Genomic DNA, 22,354 nt, shown 5'->3' on the forward strand with positions numbered 1-22,354 from the left:
TAGGGAGGTGGGTTGTCTATTCGCAGAGACGGAACGGAAGAGGCCGTTTCGGTGCAGTCCCTTGGGCTTCTAGGAGATTTGCGTAGTCCTGAGCCGCGCCTGAATCGATGGTGGTGGTCATACCTGTCTCCTCGAAATACCAACGCTGCCGTTCCACCTTGAGGTCACGGGCGCACTTCTTTATACGCTCAATCGCCGAGTCAGGGGCTGGCCCGGTACTGGTGGCCGCTGGTGCCGGGCTAGTCACCACTGGCGCTGGTGGAGGCGTTGGGGCGAACGCTTGAGGGAATAGGGCGACCAGTGCCCCTATTACCAGGATGGCGGCGGTGGCATAGGTGTAGGGGGTGACTCTCATGACGTGCCTCGGTGTGTGTTGGTGTTAGCGAACGTCGTAAGACTTCCGATTGTTGCTGTTCATTCTGTAGCGCCCACCACGAGGACCTATGTAGGTCTTGTCGTTGCTAGTGCCAAGACTGCCTCCCCCCTTAGCCAAATAAATCTCTTCAGCGATGCGACGCTTTTCAACCTCCTGGAGTGCTTCTTCGTGAGTTAGTCCAATTCGCCTGAAACGGTCGTATTCAACACCTCTGGAGACTATCTCTGGCTTCTGACTTTCTCCCCGCGCTTCTCTTTCAGCCCTTAGGCGCAGACCTCTTTGATGGGCTTCTTGCTTTTGTTCTGGTGTGAGTGCCATAAGTTAAGTTTCCTGCGGAAAATAGATGCTTGGTTGTTGTTGAGCTTGTCAGGGGGCGATGAGCTTGTTCATGGTGTGACTCGATTACTAGGTGGAAGGATTAATAATTGAAAGAATAGTTATCGCACTTCTATTGACGGCCCGACAGGGCGAAGTACCTTCTGAGCCCATATCTCCAGGTCTCTCTCGAAATCCTGCGCACGATCAGTAGCACCCGTACTCAGGTAGCGCGGCATAAATGAAATCAATGCTGCCTTTGTGTTTCCATCAGAGGACCTATAGGTAATAGTGAAATCCCAGTCGAGTTGGTTCGCGAAACAACTTGTGACCCACGGCATCAACAGAGCACGTTGCTTGCACTCTTTCTTGAGGACAACATTGATGTACTGATCGCGGAGGATTCCACCGCTTCCATTCACTACAAGTTTTTCACCGGCAAAACTAACCGTGCAATCCGTTTTATCTAGTCCACACCGAGCTGCGTAGCTTTGCCCAGTCGTGGTTTGACCAGAAGGCCCTGTGATGTCCGCTCCGCCCAAGTCCGCCTTGGCGATGGCACCAATGCCAAGCGCAAGGGGAATTGCTGCAACAACAGCAATGGGAAGGGATCTCATGACTTAGGAGTTGGGGCCTGCTCGACCCGAAACTTGACGTACTGCTCTGCGCCGTTCTCCAGGTACTTGATCTCAAGGGTGTAGTCGCTCAGCTTTGCTCCCTCGGGAAGGCGGATAGTCCCGCCCTTCCCTTCGATGCAGTTGCTCGGCTTATCCCAGCCCGGAGCTACTGGAGGGCAGGCGCGTGAAGCCGTGGTCTCGTGGTCGTACCAGACACCAGCGCCGGTCCAATAGTTCGACTTCAGGGTTGTGTGATAAATCGAATAGGAGCCATCTGCCTGCTTTTTGACCACGGCATAGGTGTTGCTCCCACCTGATACGAATACATCGCCTTGACCCGATAGGCGGATCTTGTACGTCTCTTCTGCTCTGGCGGGACCAGCTCCGATAGCAAGGGCTGCAACAGCAGCGATGGGCAGGAATCTCATAGCTGCGATTCTGCGCTGAGCCACCCCCACCCCCAGGTATCGCCACCGGCCTGGTTACATCTAGCCATAAACACTCGCCTAGATCAAATTCGCAGAAGATGCCTCAGCACTGAGCCCAACGACCTCCTTCCTCGCCACCCCACCGCGGCAACCCCACCAGGCACTGGCCAGGGGGGCGACATCAGCAACGGCGATGCGATCTGCGGATTAGGGCATGGGCAATAAATGCAGCTGCTCTGAAGCCCTGCTGCAGGCCACATAGCTGAGTGCCCGGGCCTCGGGCCCATCGCAGCGCCGGAGATCGTCGGCCACAAACACCGAGCGGAAGCTGCTGCCCTGGCTGGAATGACACGTGAGGGACGCCGCCTGCCTTAGCACCGGCACGATTGATTCCAGATCAGCCACCTCGGCCAGGGCCTTTTTCCGATCACCCCCATCGAGGTGCTGGCGGATGCTGTTGCGCACCTCCCGGCACTGATGCCCCCAGGATTCGGCCACACCGCCGGGGGGTTCCAGCCAGACCTCCAGCTCATCGCCGGTAACGATGTTTTCGATCTGGGCACGTTGGGCATCGGTGCCGGCCGCCACCTCCAGCTCACGTTCCAGCTGCCTGGTAGGAGTGAGCCAGGGATGGACGCTAAGCAGATGCTCAAGCCTGGTGGGGGCTTCCAACGCCAGGATCCTGAACTCACTGCAGGCCGCCGCCTGGGGCGCCGCTAATGCTGAGCCCTCGGACTGGATGCCGCCCGGGGCAATCAGGATTTCACCGATCTGCCAATCCCGGGCCGAAGCGGTGCCGTACCTCTGTTCCCGCAGCCGCTGGCCCAACGATGCGGCGGTCCTGTTGGCCCAAGCAATGACGCGGGCCCCGTCTGGATCGGCATCCCAGGCTTCACTGCAGATCGCCCTGGCCGCGGCCGCCAGCCAACCCGATTGCCACTGATGCAGCACGATCCGGCTGCCGCCCTGGGCCGCAGGACTGGAAGCCGTGGGCCACACCAGGGATGGATGCTGGGCTTGTCTCAGCGCCGTGGCGAGACGCAACACCGAGCCGGAATTGCGCCGCACCGTGACCAACTCAGAGCGCACCCCGGGGGGATCCAGAAACAGGGCGGCCATGGCCGAGTTCACCGGCGGCAGCTGGGCCCTATCACCCACCAAAAGCAGGCCGGCTTCCACCTCCTGGGCCAGGGCCCAAAGATCGTTGGCGGTGCCGTTATTCAGCATCGACGCTTCATCCACCACAACCAGCTGGGGTGCTTCACCCCGCAGGGCATCGGCCGCTTCAGTGGCGCCACGCGTGGCGAATTGCATCCGGCCATCCCGATCCAGTGACGGCCGCAACTTCAACAGCGAGGCAACGGTGCAGACCCTGGCTTCGGCGCCGGCGCCAGCCAAAAACTCACGGCAAACCCGGGCCGATTTGTGCGTTGGCGTGGCCACCAGACAGCGGAGCCCTTCGGCTTCCGCCTGCCGCAGTAGCCAGCCCAGGGTGAAGCTTTTGCCACTGCCGGCCGGACCGATCAACGATCCGATCTCACCCCTGCGCAGGGCCGGCAACAGCTGATCGACGGTCGCGGCCTGCTCGTCTGTGAGGGCTGGCCCTGATGCGGTGGCTTCCATTTCGGCTGTTTGGACATTGCACCTATGCGGTGCCCGCCAATTTGGTGGTGGCACCCCTGCTCACCCCCCTCACCCTCGGGGCGATGGCCCTGGCCTGCCTGGCGGTGCTGCTGCCGCCGCTGCTGCCGCTGGCCACCGCGCCCGTGGCCTGGCTTACCAATGTGTTGGTGGCGGTGGTCAAGGTGTTTGCGGCGCTGCCCATGGCCCAGTGGCAATTGGGGCGCCCCGCCCCGGGCCTGGTGCTGCTCTTCACTGTGGCGCTGCTGGCGTTGGCCTGGCCTGCCCTGGCCCGGCGCTGGCGCCTTTTGGGTGGTGCCCTGTTTGCGCTGGTGGTGGTGGTGCAGTTCAGCTTGCTAAGCGGCGACCAGTTGTTGCTGGTGCACCAGGGGCGGCTGGATCTGCTGGTGGCGCGGCACCAGGGCCGGGCGGTGCTGGTCAGCAGTTCTGGTGATGGCTTCAGTTGCAGCCAGGCCAGCCAGCTGGCCCGGGGCCTGGGGGTGCAGCGCTACGACTGGGCCCTACTGCTAGATCCGCTGGCGCCCGAGCAACCGAACTGCTGGCAGGGGCAGGCGGGCCTGGTGATGGCCAGTGCCGATGGCAGTTTGCCGTTTCAGCCTGGTCAAAGGCTGGCTAGCCCTGGGCTGAGCGCCGCACCGGTGGCGATCGAGAGCCGGGCCATCCAGCTGCAGCTGGGCCGTTGGCGCTGGCTGCTGTTGCCCGACCGCCAGGCGCTCTGGGCCTGGCGGCAGCTGGCCGCTGATGGCTCAGAGCCAAGCGTGCTGCGCGGCCGAATTGATGGCGTCTGGCTGGGTTTTGCGCCCTCCGCCCGCGAGCGCCACCACCTCAAGGAGCTTGGCGCCAAGCGGCTGTGGCTCAGTGGCGCTGTCCCGGCGGGCTTGCCAGCGGCCTGGGCGGCCAGCGGTCCCAGTGGATACCTGCAGGCCACCCTCGGCTGACCGGTCCTTAGAGTGATCAAGACCCAGCGGGTCTTTGGAGAGGTGGCTGAGTGGTCGAAAGCGAACGACTCGAAATCGTTTGAAGGGAAACCTTCCGTGGGTTCGAATCCCACCCTCTCCGCTTCTCAAGAGTTTTCAAAGGGTCTGGTTCGTCCAGACCCTTTGCTGTATCTGGGTTTATGGAGGGTAGGCGGTCCAGGTGGATCCGCCTAGAACCAGTGATGTCCGCACAATGTGTGGGTGGAAGCGTGGGTGGAAATAGGGGTTGTGTGGGTGGATAAAATCTGTGTGGGTGGAATCCTGAAATGCCTCTCACAGACTCGCAGATTCGTGCTCTCAAGGCAACGGACAAAAGACAGAAACCATCGTGTGGGGACTCGTTGTGCTTGCTGGTAGAACCCATCAGCAAAGGAGGTGGCAAGTCCTTTGTTGGACGAATGAGGTTCCCACCTGGACGAGACAACCCAGTTGTTGATGTCCGTATTGGGGTCTACGGGAAAGGTCCAGGGAAATGGTCCCTTAAGGAAGCAAAGGATGAGTGGTCAGCAATCAAGATCTGGAGCAAGACTCACAACAGAGACCCAAGGGACAGGAAGAGGGATCAGAAAAAGGCACTTGTTCAGAGGACAACCTCACCCACCTTTGAGCAGGCGTGTGAGTCCTACCTCTCCGAATGGACCTCGGCAAACAACCAGGGGAAAAAGGAATACAGGAATCTCCTCTGGAATCAGGTCCTGCCTGAGTTCGGAGCAAAGACACCTGTGGAACAACTTGCTTGGGACTACCAGCATCCAGGAGGAAAGACCAGTCGCGAGTTGATGGTTGACTACTTGGGCAGGATCAGAAGAAAAGCACCTACTTCAGCAACCAAGCAACAGATGGTGCTCAAGGGGGTTTTTGAGAATGCGATTCGTAAGGGATGGATGGGCAGGGACCAGAACCCTGCTCTCAATGTCACCAGTCCTAAGGACAAGTCATCCCACAAGGTTCAGCACCACCCATATCCCTTCTGGGAGCAACTGCCTGAGTTTTTTGAGGTATTTGCCCAAAACAAAGCAAATGGTGAATCCACTACTCGTGCTGGATGCTTGTTGACTTTTTTGACTGGGTTGAGAGTTGGTGCGATTTCAGGAATGAGGTGGGATGAGGTTGATTCAGAAAGGAACCTGTGGTTAGTTCCTGCCTCTCGTATGAAGACCTGGGATAATGGAGAAAAAAACCACCTGGTTCCACTTACAGAACCCATCAAGGAACTCTTGAAAGAAATGGAGAAACTAAATGGTGGCACTGACTTTGTTTTTGCTTCTCCACGTACCCAGTCGAAGCATATAAATACCTCGTCTATCAATAACCACTTCATAGACCTTGGGTACAAAGGGATTTTTCGTGCCCACGGTTTACGCACGTGCTTCCTGACCTATGGACAAGAGGTACTTGGATTTGACGAGAAGGTGATTCGACTCCAAGGTGGATGGAAAGTAAAGGACAAAATACAAGGCATTTACGACAGGCACGATTTTCTGGATGAAAGGCGAAAGTTTATGAATGCCTGGTCAGATGCTCTTCTCGCTCAGGGTTTAAATGTCTGATTTTCACTATTGCCCGACTTAGGCATAAAAAGTTGGATACTATCCCCTTGCTGCTGAAACCTGCTCAGAAATCCAGTTTTGAATGTCGGACTCCACCCAGACCACAAGGCGTGGACCAAGTGGAATCTGTTTCGGGAAAGTGCCTTCGGAAATGCGGGAGTAGATGGAGGATTTGGAGAGTCCTGTCGTTGCTTTGACCTCAGGGAGTCGGAGTAGTTTTTGTTGCAAATTTTTCATGATTATTGAATGCTGATAGGTTTATTATACCCCAAGAAGGGTAATTTGTAAAGCAGCAAGATACTCTTGGCACTTAGGATGGAAAATGCTATGGCGAACCTGCCATCGCTTTATTCAAGAAGAAGCAACTGCAAAGAGGACGCTGGCACAGATTCGCCCAGGTGATTGGTTTGATGTTGAAACGAATAGACCTATAAGTATCCAATGCAGTCTCCAATGCATGGTTGTCACCTGGTCACCTTGTCACCTGCCATTCCGTAATCCGCCAAGTGCCATAAGGTCGCACGATGGTCAACCTCCGCTTGACAAGAAGCAACCAATGAGGATATAATCGACTGGTTGATCAAAATATTATTAAATGAAAACACTACTTTATTCTCAAATTCGCGACATCGCTGAGCGTGTTCGAACAAATCCTGCTATTCGTTTCTGGGACGAAGATGAGGACGGCAATCTCCAAGAACTTGGCGAAGACAATATCGTTCGTTATCTGAATGACTTCCTCCCTGCTACTGGGATTTTTAGTCTTCCAGATCAGGAGTCGAAGGGTGTACCTCGACACCAACTGATCTATTTCTTTGAGAATCGCGTTGAAGCGATTGATGAGCAGCAGTTTGAAACTGTCATCCGCAAGGTATTGGAAGAATCAGGATATAGAAATGTGTACCAGCGTATTCACTTCAAAAAGGCACGGTTCTTTGGCAAGAGTGTCCTGACCTCCGTGCCGTATCTTGATGGGAAAAAGATTCTGCAAGATTCCAAGGATTCGTCCTACAGATTATTCTCCAATGGATATGTTGAAGTCACAAGTGACAAGGTGACAACAGCGGTTCCTTATGCTTCATTGCCGAACAATTCAATTGTCTGGAATAACAGCATCTCGACCAGGCAGTACATCCAGAGTGAGAGCAGCGTTGGATCCCATCACTTTCGATCCTTTGTCGCTAATCTCTCCAGTGACGCAAATGGTGAGATTGACCAGAGATCATTTGAGCGTCTACAGGTAGTCATAGGGTATCTCTGTCATCGTTGCCATCGTGAATCCCAGCGTAAGTGCGTCATTCTGATTGACCGTCTGGACGATGAGAATCTGATCGGCGGCAGTCACGGCGGCACAGGTAAGAGTCTGCTAGTTCGATGCCTCTCAGAGGTAGTTCGCACGATCAACTTGAATGGAAAGGCATTCAAGAGATCAACACAGGATCGCTTTGCATTCGGGAAAGTTGATGAAACACATGAACTAGTAAATTTCGATGATGCCGCTGAGAATTTCACCTTCGATGACATCTTCCCGCATATCACGGGAGATTTTCATATTCGACGACTGGGGCACAACCCAACCTCAATTCCAGGACATCGGGCACCGAAGATTGTGATCACAACTAACCATCCGATCCCTGGTTCAGATACATCTCATCGCCGTCGTCAGGTGCTGGTGGAGGTATCGCCCTTCTACCGTGAATTGCTGGAGAAGGATGGCACAACGCCTGCTGATGTTCACGGCGGTATGGAACTCTGCGGTGAAGATTGGAGTGATAGTGACTGGAGCGAGTTCTACCAGTTCATCTTTGAGTGCATTCAGATTTATCTAAAGCAGAGTCTGCCTAAATTTGACGAGGAGAGTGAGATTCACAAGCGAGTTAACTTGATTCGTCGTTGCGGTCGAAAGGATCTACTAGATATGCTGCTGGGTGTGCTCCAGGAGGCGTCAGAAGGTGGTGAAGAAGTATTTTGTGAGCAATTCTATGCCCAGGTGCGAGAGCGTGTTCCAGGGGCACCACAGACAGATTCAATGCTTTTGGGATTGTTGAAGGAAATCGCCGAAGAGAATGGTTACCTCTTCAACCCCCATAAGCACGGTCTTATTGATAAGCAGCGGTTAAGTGGTGAACGATGGAATCGCTGGGTTGCATTAGGACTCGATCAGAGCATCAAGAAGAGCGGCGGGTCTTATCAAAAGGATGATCGAGTTACGGTCTTCCGGGTCAGTAAAGATGGTGGTGCAGTAGAGAAGAATGCACTGGAACTCTTGATGGAGCAATCCTGAATTGAATGAGGTTCTGGCGGAAAAAATTTCCCGCCAGAATTTTTTGAACCCGTGACACTACTTTTGTAGACTCATGATACTAGTTCGATTTTGACTGCCAAACACGAATAAACCTCAGAGGTCGTCCAGCAACTCTGCCACGACCTCAATCCATTCCTTAAACCTCATCGGGCGACTTGAGTAATAATGACGGCGAAAGGATAGTGTGAACTGCTGGACATCCCCACTGCCTTCAAAAATTGGTTTACCATCTCTGGAGGGCACAGCACCTTTGGATTTGAGGCGTTCTTTTGCGTCCTGCTTCTGTTTAAGTCTCCTCGCCAGGAAGGCATTGTGCTGTTGGACTTCAGGAGTATCATCTTCGCCTGGTTCGTCCCACTGAACTTTACGACCTGATCCAGTGGTACGGTATTGGGAACTGCGGTAAATCTCCAGAATCCGCTGGAGTGATGATGGTTTCATTTATTAACCTCATAGGGGTCTTTTGCACTGGAGTCACTTGTTGATTGATTCGGCAAGTCAGGGTTCTGGTTCTGGTGCTCAAGGGATAGGTTCTTGTAAAAGTCTTTAACTTTTAGTTCTATTAGGTTCCGTTGCTGGGAGTCCATTTCCTCCATGAGATATGAATATGTCTCTGGCAGGTAGTGCTCCAGTGAATCCAGTTGCTGTTTGATGAAGTTGATGCTTGCCTCTATATGTTCCTTTTCTGACCGCATTGTCTTATCCTAATGAGACTAGGTTGTGCTTGTGATACCACTTATAGTGGGTCAGGAGATAATGTAAGGTGCCAGTTCTGGATCGCTTGAGTACGCGAGAGAGTTCATCAAATTCCTCAAGGGTGTCAAGATGCTGTTCGCCAAAATAGAAGTTAACGGTTTCAAAAGGGGCATTGGTATTTCGGTTGCTCATAGGATGAATTGCTGGTGTGCTTCTATTTAGTCGTGATAAGGTCTGATAGTTCGTAGTCCAAGACCAGATCAGCATCTTGGTTGTACTTATAGGTGTAGTAGTCCTTAAGGTTATAGTTACCGTGACGACTCCTGTTCCAAGGTTTAATTTTGATCGCTGGATTTTTGCTACGGTGGAGGTTCTTGAAGCATTTGAACCCTGGTGCCACTTTTGTATCGATGATCCAACGAATATCCAAGGCGGTTAAGTTGGTCTCTACATGGTCGATAAGATGCAGATGGGAGTGGTAAATTAGGCGACCTTCAGGATCTTCTGCTCGCTCATGGAACCATATTAATCTGCAGCGATCTTCTGGTCGTGGAAGTTTCTTCAGGGAACAGGAGTAAATACTGGTTAAGAAGATGTTCCTGAAGTGTCTAGCGTGATGTGATGTTAGCATAAAGGTATAAGGTGCTGGCGTCCATTGAATAGTGATGAACCAATCGGGTTGTTGATTGTTCCACTGGGACTGAATGTAGGTCTCAAGTGCTTTACGGTATTGATGATCCTGAAGAGGTTGTTGAGCATTCCCTCCCTTCGGTCGGGAATCTGCTTTCGCAGGTCGCTTATGATTGATCCTCGTTGTAGTTAGTGTCATTTGTATGTTCCTGTCTTCTGGTTAGTCTCAGTATTACTGGAGGTCTTGTAGCGGTCTCTGGGGTTGTATTGAGTCTTGGAGGTCTTTGAGTTTTTTGAAACTCAGCGAATTCTTTGCACTCCTTATTCCTCAGAGCATTAGACCCACCTCTACCAGTCTTATGAAATACCAGGGACTTGATTCTCCCTCTGTCGAATCCAGTGAGTCTGATAAGTTTGTCTATACAGATTATATAGGCAACCTGAGTATTTGAGTGACTTGACGATGCAATACAGACTTATCGTGCTTAGCATTAATCGGAATATTGCATTTCCAGGGACTATTATTTGGTTGCTATTTCTGGATTGATTCTGTCTTGATTCTATTCAAAACTCTATAGAATGCTCTTCGAGCATTGCCTTAGGCATTCCTCTATTGCATCTTGAGGTATTTGGTCCCTAAGAGTCTTAGCATATCTTAGAGTTCTTTAAGTACGCAGTCCTTATCTTCAACGGGAACAAACCTATTCTACTGCCAAAATGAGATCTTGTCAAGTCCTGTGTTGACATTAGCGGTAAATTGCATTACAATAGACTTGTGAAACTTGAAAACTGAATAATAAATTCTCACGTAGTGAATCATGCGTAGCATGATTTATCATGAAATAGTGATGAATTTCAGCGGTCTGATTAGTACCCTCAATTCTGCCCCAGAAGAGGCATATAGGCATGAGAGATGGCATTCGGGCACAGCGGGCAAGGGCATGACTGCAGGGCACCTCAGCACCTTGTAGGCATCTCTACGGGGTCTTATGGATCAATCAAGTCCAGAAGTGCCCCTGATTGATCCACCAGTCGATGTCGCTTACCGGTGGATCGTGCCCGTTGCTTTGCGATCTGATAGGCGTTGCCTTCGTGGTGAACGGTCTGGTACTGCTGCCATTTGCCGAACTGGTCCTGCCACTGGATGATGATCTTGATACTCATTGGTTCAACCCCACAACTCCAACCCCAGACCCGCCAATGCTGCCGCCCTCCTCAAGCAAGAGGAAGCAGCAACCTCAGCAGCAGGTGCCTTGGATGCCGACTCCAATGGTTCCGAAGCAACCGCTGAGTAGTGGAGTAGATCTCCATCAGCAGTAGGGATCGTCAATCGCCCAGTGACCACCACAGCACCGCCAACCTCCTGAACCGACTGAACCTCCCAACACCAACCAGGGGCACGATGGTGAAGGTGACGGGCAATGGTGTTCCAAGGGCAGTAGGTCAGGGTCGCTGTCCCCTGCTTCCTGGTCTTGAGGTGCCGTGGGTCAATGGGACGGGACAAGTCCGCCAGGGTTTCGGCAGTGGGTCGCAGGGAGAACTTGATGGCAGTCGGTGCCTGAGTTCCGTTGCTGGATGTCTTGAGCATTAGAGCGACTCTCTATGGAGTTCAGTACTGTAATTATAGTGTCTAACGCTGGTACCGTGAAGTTTTTCGCTGCCAAATACTGCCTTCGCTCAGAATGGATTTACCTCTTGAGCACCCTGAGTGGATTGCTCCGCTTCACCGCTACTGGATGCCCTGGATCACTTCCTCTATCGGATGGATAGTGACCCAGAGTTGGGGCGTGAGTTCTATGCCGCCACCACCCCAGAAGAGATGGTCGTCTTAGCGGAGCACTGCGGCATTTTGATTGACGCTGATGACTTCCGTGCCCTGCTGAGAAGCGGCAGCACTGAGTTTTGGGTTGTTGGTGGCGAGGAGGGTGCCAATCCCATCGCCCACCTGCAGCAGGTCTTTGGCGTCTAATCCTCGGCAGTGAGTTTCAGGTCTCCTGGGTCAGGCAGAGATAGGTGCTCACAAGCGGTTGTGCCCTCCCATCCCGTTGTGCCTGACCCTGAAGACCTTTGATGGCATCCCGAACTTCAGGGGCATAGTCCCAACTGGTTCGTGACCGCTGCTTGAGAACCCACCCACCAGGGGCACGAACACCAAAGCGGAGTTCGGCATCGCCAAAGGTGCTCAGCAGTTCGGCGTCAATCACCTGCCGCTCCTGCTCCAGGGTCTTGATGGTGCTTGCGACCTCCACCCGCCGCTGAATCAGTTGGTCGGCATTGAGATCTGCCAAGTGGGGAAATGGATCTGGTGCTCCTGGCGGCAGGGTCTTGAGAACCCGCTGAAGGTCAGACGGTGAGATCGGTGGAGTCATCAGTCATTTTTGATGGCACCCTCATTCACCAAGCGGTTGTAGTGACACTGAATGGCGTCTTCCACGATGGAAGCGAGGGTGATGGGTTGATTGGTGCGTTGGCGGTGATGCTGGATTTCAGAGACCAGTTTCATCGTGTCCTCACTGAGGCGGATGCCGAACTGCTTGGGAGCATCGGGATGGTCGTTCATTTGTGCTGGGGCGAGTGAATGAAGTGTGGCAGGGGATTCCACCAGCACCAGCAGCACTCAAGGTTTTCATCGTGACGCCACCAGCACCTGCTTATCAGCGGCGGTGACTGCCTGCTCCAGGGTCTGGTGACTGGAGAGGATGGTTGTCTGCCAGCACATCTCATCAACCTGGGTTCGGCGGGAAAGGTCAAACTCACCCGTGAAGCGTGAGAGGCGAATGGAAAGACCCTCGTGCTCAGGGGTTGTGAAGTGCCAGTGGCGGGGAATGGATTGCTGAAGCATCGGAGGGAACCTCTGTGGGTTTCTTGGAAAAGGGTTGGAGGGGCGAACTGCTTTGAGTTTCTTGCCCCTCAACACTGAAATCATAGCACCAAATCAGCAAGGTGTGGTGCTTAGTACTTGAAAATCATCAAACGGCAACCAGTTCTGGCACCTCCTGTGCTGCTGCCACCTCCAGGGCAACCGCATCCAGCACCTGATCGGCAACTGAGCGGTGAGTGGTCGGGGTCAGGTCACCAAAGCGGGCATTGAGTGCCTGGGAGAACAGATTCGTGAATTCAGTGCTGATGGTGGTGGAAAGCAGGTCAGCAGCAAACGCCCAGTGCTGAATCATTGAGGCAGCACTGAGGTTCCCGCCCGCAGCAGCATCAGCAGAATCCTGTTCCCACTGACAGCAGCGGTCACGAAGAGCAGCAACCATTACGCCCTGGGCGGCATTGAGGGTCGCAAGGTCAATGGTGGAGAAATCGGTTGGCATTGGTCTGAACCTCTGTGGGTTGCTGGTGAGTGGGTTGAGAGGGCGGGTTTCTGATGAACCTCTTGCTCTCAACGCAGTAATCATAGCACAAGGAACTGAGCAAGAGGTGCTTTACGCTCAGAAACCTGCGAAATGCCCCGATGGATTCCAATGTATGTATCGATACGGCATCATTTCAGATTTGCTTTAGAAATGGGGTCGTAAGCGGAGTCGGTATGGTCGCAACTGGTTTTCCATCGCTTCTTGCCTTGGTCGCTCTGGTGGGGTTTGTCGTGGTTCAAGCAGTGCTTAGGTTTGGTGCCTGACACTCTGGTAACTGTGCCTGGCACGGGAGTATAGTCAGCAAGCACTGCTTTGCCCTTTCAGGGTGCTTGAGGTATTGTGCTCCTTATGGCAAAGCAAGTTCGTCTTACCCTCGCCAAGGCACTCGCCAAGGCAAATCTGCGTCGTGCGGAGGCGGGTGAGAAGGCAATCACGATGAATGCCCTGGCAGTGGCGGCAGGAGTGGCAGCAACGACCATTACCCGACTGGCACGGAACGATCAGAAGGCGGCATCAGCACTTTCCTTGGATCTGGCGGGGAAGATCGTTTCGGTGCTGGATTGTGGGATTGAGGATTTGCTTGAGGTTGTTGAGGAGTAGTTACGACAGCAACTTATCCGCTATCAAATCCCATCTATTCCGAAATTCGGAAATATCCCACCCATCACTCCAGGACGGTTCACAGAGGGGGTGTGGATCGGTACAGGTATTAAGACCTCTAACGGAGGTGCCTTCCACCTAGTGCAAATCACCAGAATCTTGAGAAGGTCTCCAAATCCTGCTTAACCTGCTGCTTGAACGATGGAATCTCCTCTCTCCAGCAAGCAATGGAAGCAAACCCCTCCCACAACGGAAGAGATTGTTTCTCAAATCGTGGATTGGAGTATTTCACGAATTATTGATGGATTGCTGGATGAGGAAGACATCCTTGCCATCGTTCAAGAGTTTGCAGAATGGTTAGAACCTGAAGGAGATGAAATGGAGATATTCAGTTTGGACTTAAATCAATAATGAAAGTAAGCATCCAATACCAAGACCAATTCGGTTGGTGGCATCACTACTCCTCAACGCATCACCAACCAAGTGCCTTTAAGACGGCACAGAACCGTGCCAAGACCACTGGCAAGAGGCACCGATTGGTGGATCCTGATGGATGGATGCTGGACTTGCTGGATTCTTTAAGGTTTCCTGTATTTCTATTGGTTCTGTTGATTTACACAATGTGATGAATAGACCCCATTTAATGAACGCAAGAGTGAGAAAGCAGGATCCCTAAAAATCAAAGGACTAGTATTAGGTCCTATGCGACACAATAGACCTACTCCAATTCAACCCAGACCAGCAATTGCTAAAGCAAAACCAATTGATGCCTTGATAGTTGAAGTCATTTTGCAAGAATAATGGAATAATATTCCGATTATACACGATATGGACCAGTCAATTTCAGTCCCCTTCACCGTCTCGTTGATGAATCTGGGAACCTGCTGGATTTTCTGGATCCCATCAAGGACTTGATGGATTCTCGGATAAAACCGAATCAGTAGTGGGTTCTGACAGTGGTTGCATCAGCAGAACGGGGTGCAACACTGAGAGTAGTCGAGGTTCCGATCAAAGAAGGTTTAATAAAAAACTCTGTAGTCTTAAATCCCTAGTATCTTTGATCTCATAGCAGAATATTCTTCATCTGTAATTAGTCCCGAGTCCTTCATCTCTTGAACTCTTTCTAAATCAACACTGATTTTATCAATCAATGATGTGGGACTGCCTCCTGATTCAACTTGACTTAAATGTGTCATTTCTTGCTTTGGGGATTTACTCTCTATATTCTTGAATGACTCATTCTTGATCCTGCGAGCAACTATATAAGAAGAAAATCCTGATATTACAAGACCGCAGGATAGGTATATGGTTTTTTGTTCCGCAGTTATTTCGGTAAAATTAGAATTAACATAAAAAATCCATAGTGAAGTTAATGCAAGTGGGATTAACGACATTCTCCAAGACCTTAAACGAATCCCCCAATACACTGGGATTGGACCCCACAATCCAGATGTAATTCCTATAAGCAATGGGTTGCAGAGTGCTCGTCGTTGTAATGGGGTGAACATGCCGATTGCAGATTACAGGTATTCCCCGTAATCTTACAGGATCTGGAACTGATCTTCCTGCCTTGATCGCCCTGTCCTGGATTGCTGTGATTCAAGCAGTGCTTGGGTTTAGTACCTGAAAAATCTGGATTTCGCTCTCCTAAATTTCCACGACGCATACCATTTGCACTTGACTACAAAAGTGATGGCACCACCTGAAAATACCATTGCTGAAAATGGAAGCAATATAGTACAGGTCAAGACAAGTGCTTCCGCTGGATACCCTAGAATGTGTTGATGACTGCCCCAGTAATTGGGAATACTTGTAATCATCTTCTGGTAAAATTGTCCTTCGGTGACGGAATGTATTGCACCTGCCAAGACAATTGCGTTAGCACAGACTACGGATGCATTGGCGATCTGATAAGAAGTAGTTGCGATATATCCAGTGCCGTCACGAAGTCGTCCGTAGGTGCCTCTAAAAAACCAATACAGCAATGTGATTGCTGGGATCCAGGGGGAAATGCTGCCAGAGAAGGCAAGGTAAAGGATTGCACACAAAAAATATAATAATGCTCGCATTACAACGAAGACGCTCTTTATGTTCTTCACAGCAACCCCGCCCCTTTCTCCTTCAACCATTGCCTGTGCCCAAGGTAGTCCGTATCAAAGCGACCGACCAACTGCCAGAAGTCCTTGGAGTGGTTCGGATGGATGAGGTGGCACAACTCATGGACCACCACATAATCCACGATGCTGTGCGGTGCCTTGATGATGTTCCAGTTGAAGACCACCTCTCCCTTTTTGTCGCAGGACCCCCAACGGGACTTGAAGTTGCGGACATTGATTCCTGCTGGTGAAACCCCGATCTGCTTGGCATAGCGGTTGGTTTTGTCTTGCAGACGTTCAAGTGCCCTGGACCGATACCAGTTTTGCAGATATTGCTGAATCCTTAGTGCCTGATGCTCATCCTGTTCTGTTGGGCGGATAGTTGCTCTGAGGTAACCACCTGAGAGGCATACCCCCACCTGATGACCCTCTTGAACTTTGAGGCGGTAGTTCCGTCCCAGGTATGGGAAGGATTCACCACTGACCAGTTCCTTGGTGCGATGTGGGGGGAGGAGTTGGATCTCTGCGACCTTGCTTCTGATCCAGGGGCGTTTCCGTTTGAGGAACGCTGCCACCCGTTCATCGCCCACATGATCAGGGACCCTCACCTGCAAGTCTCTTCCAATTATGTGGAGAGCAGCAGTCCGCCTGATGGATCGGACAACCTCCACCCGCAGACCTAACACCTCGTCAGGGATAGCACTCACCTGAAGTGCCTCTTGCCCAAGACCATGAACCTTTCGGTCACGGCATCAACCAGTGCCTTGTCGCCAAAGGGTTGATCCAGGATGGAGTGCTTGATCTGCTTTTTGATTCGGGTCACCTCATCCCACTTGTCAAAGAACCCGACGATTTGAGTTGCCTCCTGGAATTTGGTCACCAGTTCCTTGGTGAGATCCAGCACCTTTTGGTGAGTTTCCTCGTCCATGGTTGCGTCCCCTGATGCCTTGGTGATTTCTGCCATCAGGGACCTGTAGAAGGGTCCCTCTATCTCGCTCAGTCCCAGGTCCTCGTTCTGCTGGGTCTTCTCCTGCTCCATCCCGTCACGGAACAGCAGTAGTTGCTGGACCAGTTCCTCCCATTTCTGCTGGCATTTTTGGATGATCTCCTCCAGACGCAGTGCCAGGGACTGGTAGTACTCGGGGTCATCGTCCATCCGCTCCTTCAGGACCTGCTTTGTGGCATGTTCTATTTCGGACGCCTTTGCTCTGTCGTTGGTCTGGGAGGCGAGAACCTGCTCAAACTCCACATCAAAGAGTTTGGTGGGCGGCACTCGTGGATCAACGCCCGTCGCTCGGACATGCTCTTCAATGAGGGCACGGACCTTTTCCCCGCATCCCACGATGTTCAATTGCTCGTCCCGATAGCGGTTACGGCAACCGATGACCACCTTGCCCAGTGCCTTGAGGTCAGGCAGGAAGGGGGTTGCTGCTGGGTCAGGTAAGACGATCTCTACCTGCTTGGAGAAGGTCCGAAAATCCGCTTCAAACTGCTGCCGCTTGAGTTCGTCCTCCATCGCCTCAATGCAGGCATCAATGTCCTGGAGGTTCAGACCCTTGAGGTGTTGCTTGACCCTGGTGTGTGCTGCTTGAAGTTTCGGGATCTCATCCTTCAGGTTCCTGAGGGCACCTTTGACATCGGTGGAGGAGAAAACCTTGAGGGCATCAGCGAGGTAGTCGGTCAGACCGAAGTAATCAACGATGTACCCGCTGAACTTATTTGCCTTGGTCCGATTCACCCGTGCGATTGCCTGCAGCAGGGTGTGGTCGGTCAGTTTGCGGTCCAGGTACATGACCTGAGCAATGGGGGCATCAAACCCCGTGAGCAGCATGTCCTTGACGATCAGGATGGATAGCGGGTGTTCTGATATGGGTTTCTTGAAGTTCTCAATTGCTTTCTTGTGATCAGCAGGATTGGTCCATTTCTGCATCTCCAGGCGGTCGTTGTGGTCACCTGAAATCACCACTGCTGATTCGGGTGCTCCTGGTATCTGGTCCAGTTTCTGCTTGTAGGTCAGTGCTGCCTCCCTGCTGGAGGTCACGATCATTGCCTTGAATCCATTGGGGAGGATCGTCTTGCGGTAGTGCTCCACCAAATCCAGTGCCACCCACTCAATTCGTTGGGGTGCTTCCAGCACTGCCCGTTCGGTGCCGTATTTCTTCTTGATCGCTGCTTTTTCCTCTGGGGTCTTGCCCTGGAAGTAGCGATCAAACAGGGCATCCAGCGAATCGCCTGTGACCTTTGTGGTTGCTTCCCGTCCTTCGTAGAGGATCTGGCAGGTTGCACCATCAGCGACCGCTTGCTCAATCGTGTAGGTGTCTATGTAGGTCCCGAACTCCCCAGTGGTCTTCTCTGTGGTGATCAGGGGAGTACCCGTGAAGGCAATCTTGGGGGCATTGGGTAGGGCGGTGTTGATGGCAGCACCCAAGGTTCCGTACTGGGTGCGGTGTGCCTCATCTGCCAGCACGATGATCCGATCTGAGTCGTTGAGACAGGAGTACCCAAAGTCCCCTTCCTGCAGTTTCTGAATCGTGGCGGTGACCAGATCAGAAGCGTCCCTCGCAAGCAGTTCCTTGAGGTGACTGACCGAAGAAGCGTTGAGGACAGATTCTCCTTGAGCGTTTCGGAAGGTGGCAGTCAGTTGCCCGTCTAGTTGGGTGCGGTCCGTCAGGAAGACGAGTTTGTAGTCCCGTAGCAGTGGGTCACGACGGATCTTCTGGGTGAGGAAGACCATGGTGAGGGACTTGCCTGAACCCTGGGTGTGCCAGATGACCCCGCCCTTGCTCTTGCGTTCGCCTGGTGCCTTGAGACGCTCAATGGTCTTCTGGACTGCCCTGAACTGCTGGTAACGGGCAATCTTCTTGATCGTGCGACCGCTTTCTGTTTCGTAGAGCGTGAAGTTCTGGATGATGTCCAGGAAGTTCTGAGGTTTCAGCAGTCCCTGGATCAGGAGTTGTTGGGCATTGGCAGGGGACCCCAGTTCCTTGGCATCCGTGGGGTATGGGTCCTTCCACTCCAGGTAGTACTCCACTGGGGATGAGATGGTCCCAACCCTTGCTCCGTCCCGATGGGTGGAGATCATCACCTGGTTGTAGTGGAAGAGTTTTTCGCACCCTTCTGTGTCGCTTGGATTTCTGAGGTTGGCGTAACGGCGTAGTTGGTTGATCCCCTCTGCCATCGGATCGGTCACGAATGGCGACTTGCACTCAATGACCCCTAAAGGCAATCCATTCACAAACAGCAGGATGTCGGGAATGATGTTCTGGGATGGTCCCTGGATCTTGAACTGATCAACGCAGAGGAACTCGTTGTTCTCTGGGTTGTCAAAGTCAATCAGTTTGAGGGTCTGACCACGACGACCACTGCCCAGGTCTTGATCAACGCTGAAGTACTGGGTAAGTCGTTCCCAGAACCACTTGTTTGACTCCATCAAGGTGGAGAACTGAATCAGGGTGACTTCTCGGACGACCTTGCGGAGGTTGTCTTCGCTGATCCAGGGATTGATGCGTTGGATTCCTTGTTCAAGGTTGGGTGTGAGCACCACATCCTTGAGTGATGAGCGGTGATTTGACTTCTCAGGGACAAGCGTTGTTCCATCCAGATGAGACCATCGCAGACCCTTGAGTTGTTCAAGGGCAGGTGCCTCTACAAATTGGCGCTCGTCTCCTGCCATTAGATGATGACCCTCTTGCGACCTGAAAGGAGGTCAGATATAACTGAAATGCGAATCTTCTCCGCCTTATCTATTTGCTTTGAAATTGATTCAATGGTCAAGTCAAGTGCTTGGCAAATGCGAACAACCCTATCCATCTCAGTATTGGACTTGAGGGGAACCTCTAGACCCCTAAGCGAATCAAGATTGAGCGCTTTCTGTGCATTTCCTTGAGAAAGAAAAGAAATCTTTTCCTGTGCCGCTGCGCCCCCTAAGAAGCAATGTAGGTAATCGGAAATTCCTGGACTGGAAGTTCTAATTACGGCAAATTGGCGACTGACATTTGCGCCCTGAAGGGCATCAGGCACTCTTGCCGTAATGCCAATGGAACCAATCAGCGAGATCAGCAGGTCGCCAGTCTTCACCTCTGTCTTCGCATATTTATCATGAAGAGTTCTTGAGATATAGGACAATTTCTCTGTCTGTATCTTGCCCTGGTTGATGTCTTGGATCTTGATCATTGGCACTCCTTCGTCCCTGGTTACGTTGTCAGGTACAAGCACTCCATAGGAGATGGGAATGCTTGCGAGTGACTGAAGATCTGAGACCTGTGTCGCTGTTTGCTCTGAATCCTTCGGAGATTTGAAGATGTGACGTGAAGTTGCACTCTTGGCGAATTTGACCTTCTCTTTCTTGAGGCGCAGTCTTCTTATGCTTTTGTCAATCCCAGAGAGTATCTCGGCGATCTTCTTCTGCTCGGGGAGGGGGGGGATGTCTATCTCCAATTCGCTGAGATCTTTGCCTGAAATTGCGTCAAAAGTACTTCCTTGTGAAATTCCTTGGAGATAATTCTTTTTGAATTCAATTTGGTGCCATAAAAACTCTTGGAGCAGGTTTTTTTGATCTGCCCTCAAGGCAGAAAGTCCTCTTCCAATACAGCAGTAATCTGGGGCAAGATTTGATTCCCCTACTGGTGCTCTAACCGAAATGAGAATATCGTTCTTGTTTGCGATCTTCAGCGGTTCGGAGCACCAAGTCTTTGCCTGTGCATATTTTGTGCCAAATTCGGACTTTCCCTGAAAGAATGGAAGTCCAATCCTGTCTTGATTGTATGTGTCAGAACTTGGGGATTGTCCGAGAATAATTTCACAAACTTTTCCCAATTCCGTTTGTTTCCACTGCTCACTCATAACCCAACTCCTTCAAGAACCCGTGCATCACTGCTTCTGATTCCTTGACCTCTGCATCAATCTGGGCGAGTGAGACCCCGTACTTCTCCCACCACCGCTCAAACTGCTGAATCACCCCATCAGAAGCATTCCCCAGATGCTGGCGAATCTGGGACTTCTCCTTGATGTCATCTTTGAATTTCAGGTACTCCCCGTCTTTCGGCACCAGGACCACGCTCACATCAAATCCTTCAAGAATCTCCTGGATGTAGTCACTCTGAGTTTCCTTGATCGGCACTCCACCATGAAGGATGCCACGGACATCAAAGGGTTCAGGTGGTGGTGAGGTGTCTGCGTAACGACGGATGTTCAGGTTGTGGTCGTTCTCCCGAATCTCCTCAATCGGCACGACCCGTGAAAATCTCTTGATTTCGTTGTAGGCGTCAAAGCATCCCACAACCTTATCAATATCCAAATCCCTGAGGATATTTTGATTCTTGCCTTCTTGACAATCAAGTTCGGCATTTATAAAGAGCACTTTACCTTTTCGCTCCACTGCCTTGTTCTTATTGATCACCAGCAGTGCTGCAGGAATACCAGTGCCATAGAACAACCCTGAAGGCAGACCAATCACTGCTTCCACCAGATCGTCTTCAAGGATGCCCTTACGGATCTCACCTTCTTGACCACCACGGAATAGGACACCATGAGGGACCACCACACCCATGACACCCTCTTGATTGAGTGAGGCGATCATGTGCTGAACGAATGCCAGATCACCCGCATCCTTGGGAGGAATGCCGTAGCGGAACCTTCCATACCCATCGTGTTCGGCAGATTCACGCCCCCAGTTCTTCAAGGAGAATGGAGGGTTGGCAATCACCCGATCAAACCGCATCAGTTCGCCATTCTCCACATGCTGAGGTTCGCCCAGAGTGTCCCCCTTGCGAATGTCTGCATTGAAGAACCCATGCAGGAACATGTTGAGTTTGCAGATCGCCCAGGTGCTCAGGTTCATCTCCTGACCGAACAACTGAATGTTCTGCTCGTTCTCCCCGTGTCGTGACAGGTAGTTTCTTGATTGGAGCAACATCCCTCCTGACCCGCAGGTCGGATCCAGCACCTTCATGCCTGCATGAGGTTTGATCAGGGACACCAGCAGTTTCACCACCTCACCAGGGGTATAGAACTCACCACCCTTCTTGCCCGCAGAATCAGCGAACATCTTGATCAGATACTCGTAAGCAGCACCCAAGAGGTCAGGACGCTCAAAATCCTCCGTTCTCAGGCGGAACTTGGAGTAGTGGGAGAGCAGGTCCCGTAGTTTGCCATCGTTGAGTTTGTTCTTAATGTTGAAGTCAATGGAGACCAGCACCCCCTCCAGTGTTGGGTTGTGCTCCTCAATCGCTTCGGTTGCCTTGTTCAGTTCGGCACCGATGTCGTGCTTAAGGTCCTTGAGGTTCTCCCACCTTCCTTTCTCTGGCACATAGAAGGTCTTGTCGTACTCGTCCTTGTCGTCGGCGAGTTCTTCTGCTTGCTCCTGGGTCTTGCCTTTATCCAGGTAGTACTGGATCACCCCCTCCCTTGCCTCATCAAAGGCATCGGACAGACGCTTGAGGAACAGCATCCCGAAGATGTAGTCCTTGAATTCCGAGGCATCCATGCTTCCCCGCAGGATGTCGGCACTCTTCCAAAGGAACGACTCCAGTTGGGAGAGGGTTAGTTTCTGCCCGATCTGGAAGGTCGGTTCAGGGGCAACGCCATTGCCACCGCCCTTGGGTTTTCTGCCCCGCTTCGGTTTAGGTGCCTCATCAGACCTCAGCGATGCCAGCAGGTCATCCAGACCACCCAGGTCTTCATCCGTTTCTTCTTCGTCTGCTTCGGGGGTTGCGAAGGTCGCTGAGTCGGTCACTCGGTCTGGTCACTTCCGCCCATTCTCGCCT

At 52.1% G+C, this 22,354-nt stretch carries 22 protein-coding genes and 1 tRNA gene; 7 read left to right on the plus strand and 16 right to left on the minus strand.

The features are described from left to right. Positions 1–16: 16 nt before the first annotated feature. The 4 genes from KBY85_RS03190 to KBY85_RS03205 all read right to left on the minus strand — a co-directional run bounded on the left by KBY85_RS03190 (position 17) and on the right by KBY85_RS03205 (position 3,359). Entirely contained in the window at positions 17–355 is a 339-nt protein-coding gene (locus tag KBY85_RS03190) for a hypothetical protein (protein WP_254960107.1), read from the minus strand. Positions 356–813: 458 nt separating this feature from the next. Continuing rightward, complete coding sequence (locus KBY85_RS03195) at positions 814–1,308, minus strand: hypothetical protein (protein ID WP_254960108.1); 495 nt, start codon at positions 1,306–1,308, stop codon at positions 814–816. Beyond that, positions 1,305–1,736 (minus strand): hypothetical protein, encoded by a 432-nt coding sequence (locus tag KBY85_RS03200; protein ID WP_254960110.1) that lies wholly within the window; start codon positions 1,734–1,736, stop codon positions 1,305–1,307. The genes KBY85_RS03195 and KBY85_RS03200 overlap by 4 nt, the downstream gene beginning before the upstream one ends. A 207-nt stretch (positions 1,737–1,943) precedes the next feature. Next, positions 1,944–3,359 (minus strand): AAA family ATPase, encoded by a 1,416-nt coding sequence (locus KBY85_RS03205; RefSeq protein WP_254960111.1) that lies wholly within the window; start codon positions 3,357–3,359, stop codon positions 1,944–1,946. On the opposite strand from KBY85_RS03205, the gene KBY85_RS03210 reads away from it, so the two are divergent. The 3 genes from KBY85_RS03210 (at position 3,344) to KBY85_RS03220 (ending at position 5,904) form a co-directional block, all read left to right on the plus strand. Continuing rightward, on the plus strand, positions 3,344–4,315 hold the full coding sequence (locus KBY85_RS03210; RefSeq protein ID WP_254960112.1) for a ComEC/Rec2 family competence protein: 972 nt from the start codon (positions 3,344–3,346) through the stop codon (positions 4,313–4,315). The two genes, KBY85_RS03205 and KBY85_RS03210, sit on opposite strands and share 16 nt — an antisense overlap. Positions 4,316–4,351: 36 nt before the next feature. Beyond that, a tRNA-Ser gene (locus KBY85_RS03215) sits at positions 4,352–4,436 on the plus strand. Between the two features lie 184 nt (positions 4,437–4,620). Further along, complete coding sequence (locus KBY85_RS03220; RefSeq protein ID WP_254960113.1) at positions 4,621–5,904, plus strand: site-specific integrase; 1,284 nt, start codon at positions 4,621–4,623, stop codon at positions 5,902–5,904. Between the two features lie 39 nt (positions 5,905–5,943). Here KBY85_RS03220 and KBY85_RS03225 read toward each other — a convergent pair whose 3' ends face one another. After that, a complete protein-coding gene (locus tag KBY85_RS03225; protein WP_254960114.1) occupies positions 5,944–6,141 on the minus strand; it encodes an AlpA family transcriptional regulator in 198 nt (65 codons plus the stop codon). A 358-nt stretch (positions 6,142–6,499) separates the two neighbouring features. Here KBY85_RS03225 and KBY85_RS03230 point away from each other — a divergent pair, with 358 nt between their 5' ends. Beyond that, positions 6,500–8,188: a primase-helicase family protein gene (locus KBY85_RS03230; RefSeq protein WP_254960115.1), complete on the plus strand. Its 1,689-nt coding sequence runs from the start codon at positions 6,500–6,502 to the stop codon at positions 8,186–8,188. Between the two features lie 114 nt (positions 8,189–8,302). On the opposite strand, the gene KBY85_RS03235 is transcribed toward KBY85_RS03230, so the two are convergent. Both KBY85_RS03235 and KBY85_RS03240 read right to left on the minus strand, forming a co-directional pair. Then, positions 8,303–8,650 carry a hypothetical protein gene (locus KBY85_RS03235; protein WP_254960116.1) on the minus strand — a complete coding sequence of 116 codons (348 nt, stop codon included), beginning with the start codon at positions 8,648–8,650 and terminating at the stop codon, positions 8,303–8,305. Positions 8,651–10,522: 1,872 nt separating this feature from the next. Next, positions 10,523–10,699, minus strand: a complete 177-nt coding sequence (locus tag KBY85_RS03240; RefSeq protein WP_254960117.1) for a hypothetical protein — start codon at positions 10,697–10,699, stop codon at positions 10,523–10,525. 544 nt (positions 10,700–11,243) lie between these two features. Here KBY85_RS03240 and KBY85_RS03245 point away from each other — a divergent pair. After that, positions 11,244–11,504, plus strand: a complete 261-nt coding sequence (locus KBY85_RS03245; protein ID WP_254960118.1) for a Nif11-like leader peptide family natural product precursor — start codon at positions 11,244–11,246, stop codon at positions 11,502–11,504. 16 nt (positions 11,505–11,520) lie between these two features. Here the strand turns inward: KBY85_RS03245 and KBY85_RS03250 are convergent, their stop codons facing one another. The 4 genes from KBY85_RS03250 to KBY85_RS03265 all read right to left on the minus strand — a co-directional run bounded on the left by KBY85_RS03250 (position 11,521) and on the right by KBY85_RS03265 (position 12,852). Further along, positions 11,521–11,904: a hypothetical protein gene (locus KBY85_RS03250; protein WP_254960119.1), complete on the minus strand. Its 384-nt coding sequence runs from the start codon at positions 11,902–11,904 to the stop codon at positions 11,521–11,523. Next, entirely contained in the window at positions 11,904–12,152 is a 249-nt protein-coding gene (locus tag KBY85_RS03255; protein WP_254960120.1) for a hypothetical protein, read from the minus strand. The genes KBY85_RS03250 and KBY85_RS03255 overlap by 1 nt, the downstream gene beginning before the upstream one ends. 9 nt (positions 12,153–12,161) lie before the next feature. After that, positions 12,162–12,377 carry a hypothetical protein gene (locus tag KBY85_RS03260; RefSeq protein ID WP_254960121.1) on the minus strand — a complete coding sequence of 72 codons (216 nt, stop codon included), beginning with the start codon at positions 12,375–12,377 and terminating at the stop codon, positions 12,162–12,164. 127 nt (positions 12,378–12,504) lie between these two features. Then, the gene (locus tag KBY85_RS03265) at positions 12,505–12,852 is read right to left on the minus strand and encodes a hypothetical protein (protein ID WP_254960122.1); all 348 of its coding nucleotides are present in this window, start codon (positions 12,850–12,852) and stop codon (positions 12,505–12,507) included. A gap of 390 nt (positions 12,853–13,242) precedes the next feature. On the opposite strand from KBY85_RS03265, the gene KBY85_RS03270 reads away from it, so the two are divergent. Then, entirely contained in the window at positions 13,243–13,494 is a 252-nt protein-coding gene (locus KBY85_RS03270) for a helix-turn-helix domain-containing protein (RefSeq protein ID WP_254960123.1), read from the plus strand. Between the two features lie 201 nt (positions 13,495–13,695). Continuing rightward, positions 13,696–13,905: a hypothetical protein gene (locus KBY85_RS03275; protein WP_254960124.1), complete on the plus strand. Its 210-nt coding sequence runs from the start codon at positions 13,696–13,698 to the stop codon at positions 13,903–13,905. A gap of 629 nt (positions 13,906–14,534) precedes the next feature. On the opposite strand, the gene KBY85_RS16045 is transcribed toward KBY85_RS03275, so the two are convergent. The 5 genes from KBY85_RS16045 to KBY85_RS03295 form a co-directional block, all read right to left on the minus strand. Further along, positions 14,535–15,002 carry an SHOCT domain-containing protein gene (locus tag KBY85_RS16045; protein ID WP_396121806.1) on the minus strand — a complete coding sequence of 156 codons (468 nt, stop codon included), beginning with the start codon at positions 15,000–15,002 and terminating at the stop codon, positions 14,535–14,537. Between the two features lie 587 nt (positions 15,003–15,589). Beyond that, positions 15,590–16,297, minus strand: a complete 708-nt coding sequence (locus KBY85_RS03280; protein ID WP_254960125.1) for a M48 family metallopeptidase — start codon at positions 16,295–16,297, stop codon at positions 15,590–15,592. Further along, complete coding sequence (locus KBY85_RS03285; protein ID WP_254960126.1) at positions 16,294–19,263, minus strand: type I restriction endonuclease subunit R; 2,970 nt, start codon at positions 19,261–19,263, stop codon at positions 16,294–16,296. The genes KBY85_RS03280 and KBY85_RS03285 overlap by 4 nt, the downstream gene beginning before the upstream one ends. Continuing rightward, positions 19,263–20,432 carry a restriction endonuclease subunit S gene (locus tag KBY85_RS03290; RefSeq protein ID WP_254960127.1) on the minus strand — a complete coding sequence of 390 codons (1,170 nt, stop codon included), beginning with the start codon at positions 20,430–20,432 and terminating at the stop codon, positions 19,263–19,265. The genes KBY85_RS03285 and KBY85_RS03290 overlap by 1 nt, the downstream gene beginning before the upstream one ends. Then, the gene (locus KBY85_RS03295; protein WP_254960128.1) at positions 20,425–22,323 is read right to left on the minus strand and encodes a type I restriction-modification system subunit M; all 1,899 of its coding nucleotides are present in this window, start codon (positions 22,321–22,323) and stop codon (positions 20,425–20,427) included. The genes KBY85_RS03290 and KBY85_RS03295 overlap by 8 nt, the downstream gene beginning before the upstream one ends. Between the last annotated feature and the right edge of the window lie 31 nt (positions 22,324–22,354).

Source organism: Cyanobium sp. BA5m-10 (assembly GCF_024346255.1).
GTDB classification, from domain to species: domain Bacteria; phylum Cyanobacteriota; class Cyanobacteriia; order PCC-6307; family Cyanobiaceae; genus Cyanobium_A; species Cyanobium_A usitatum.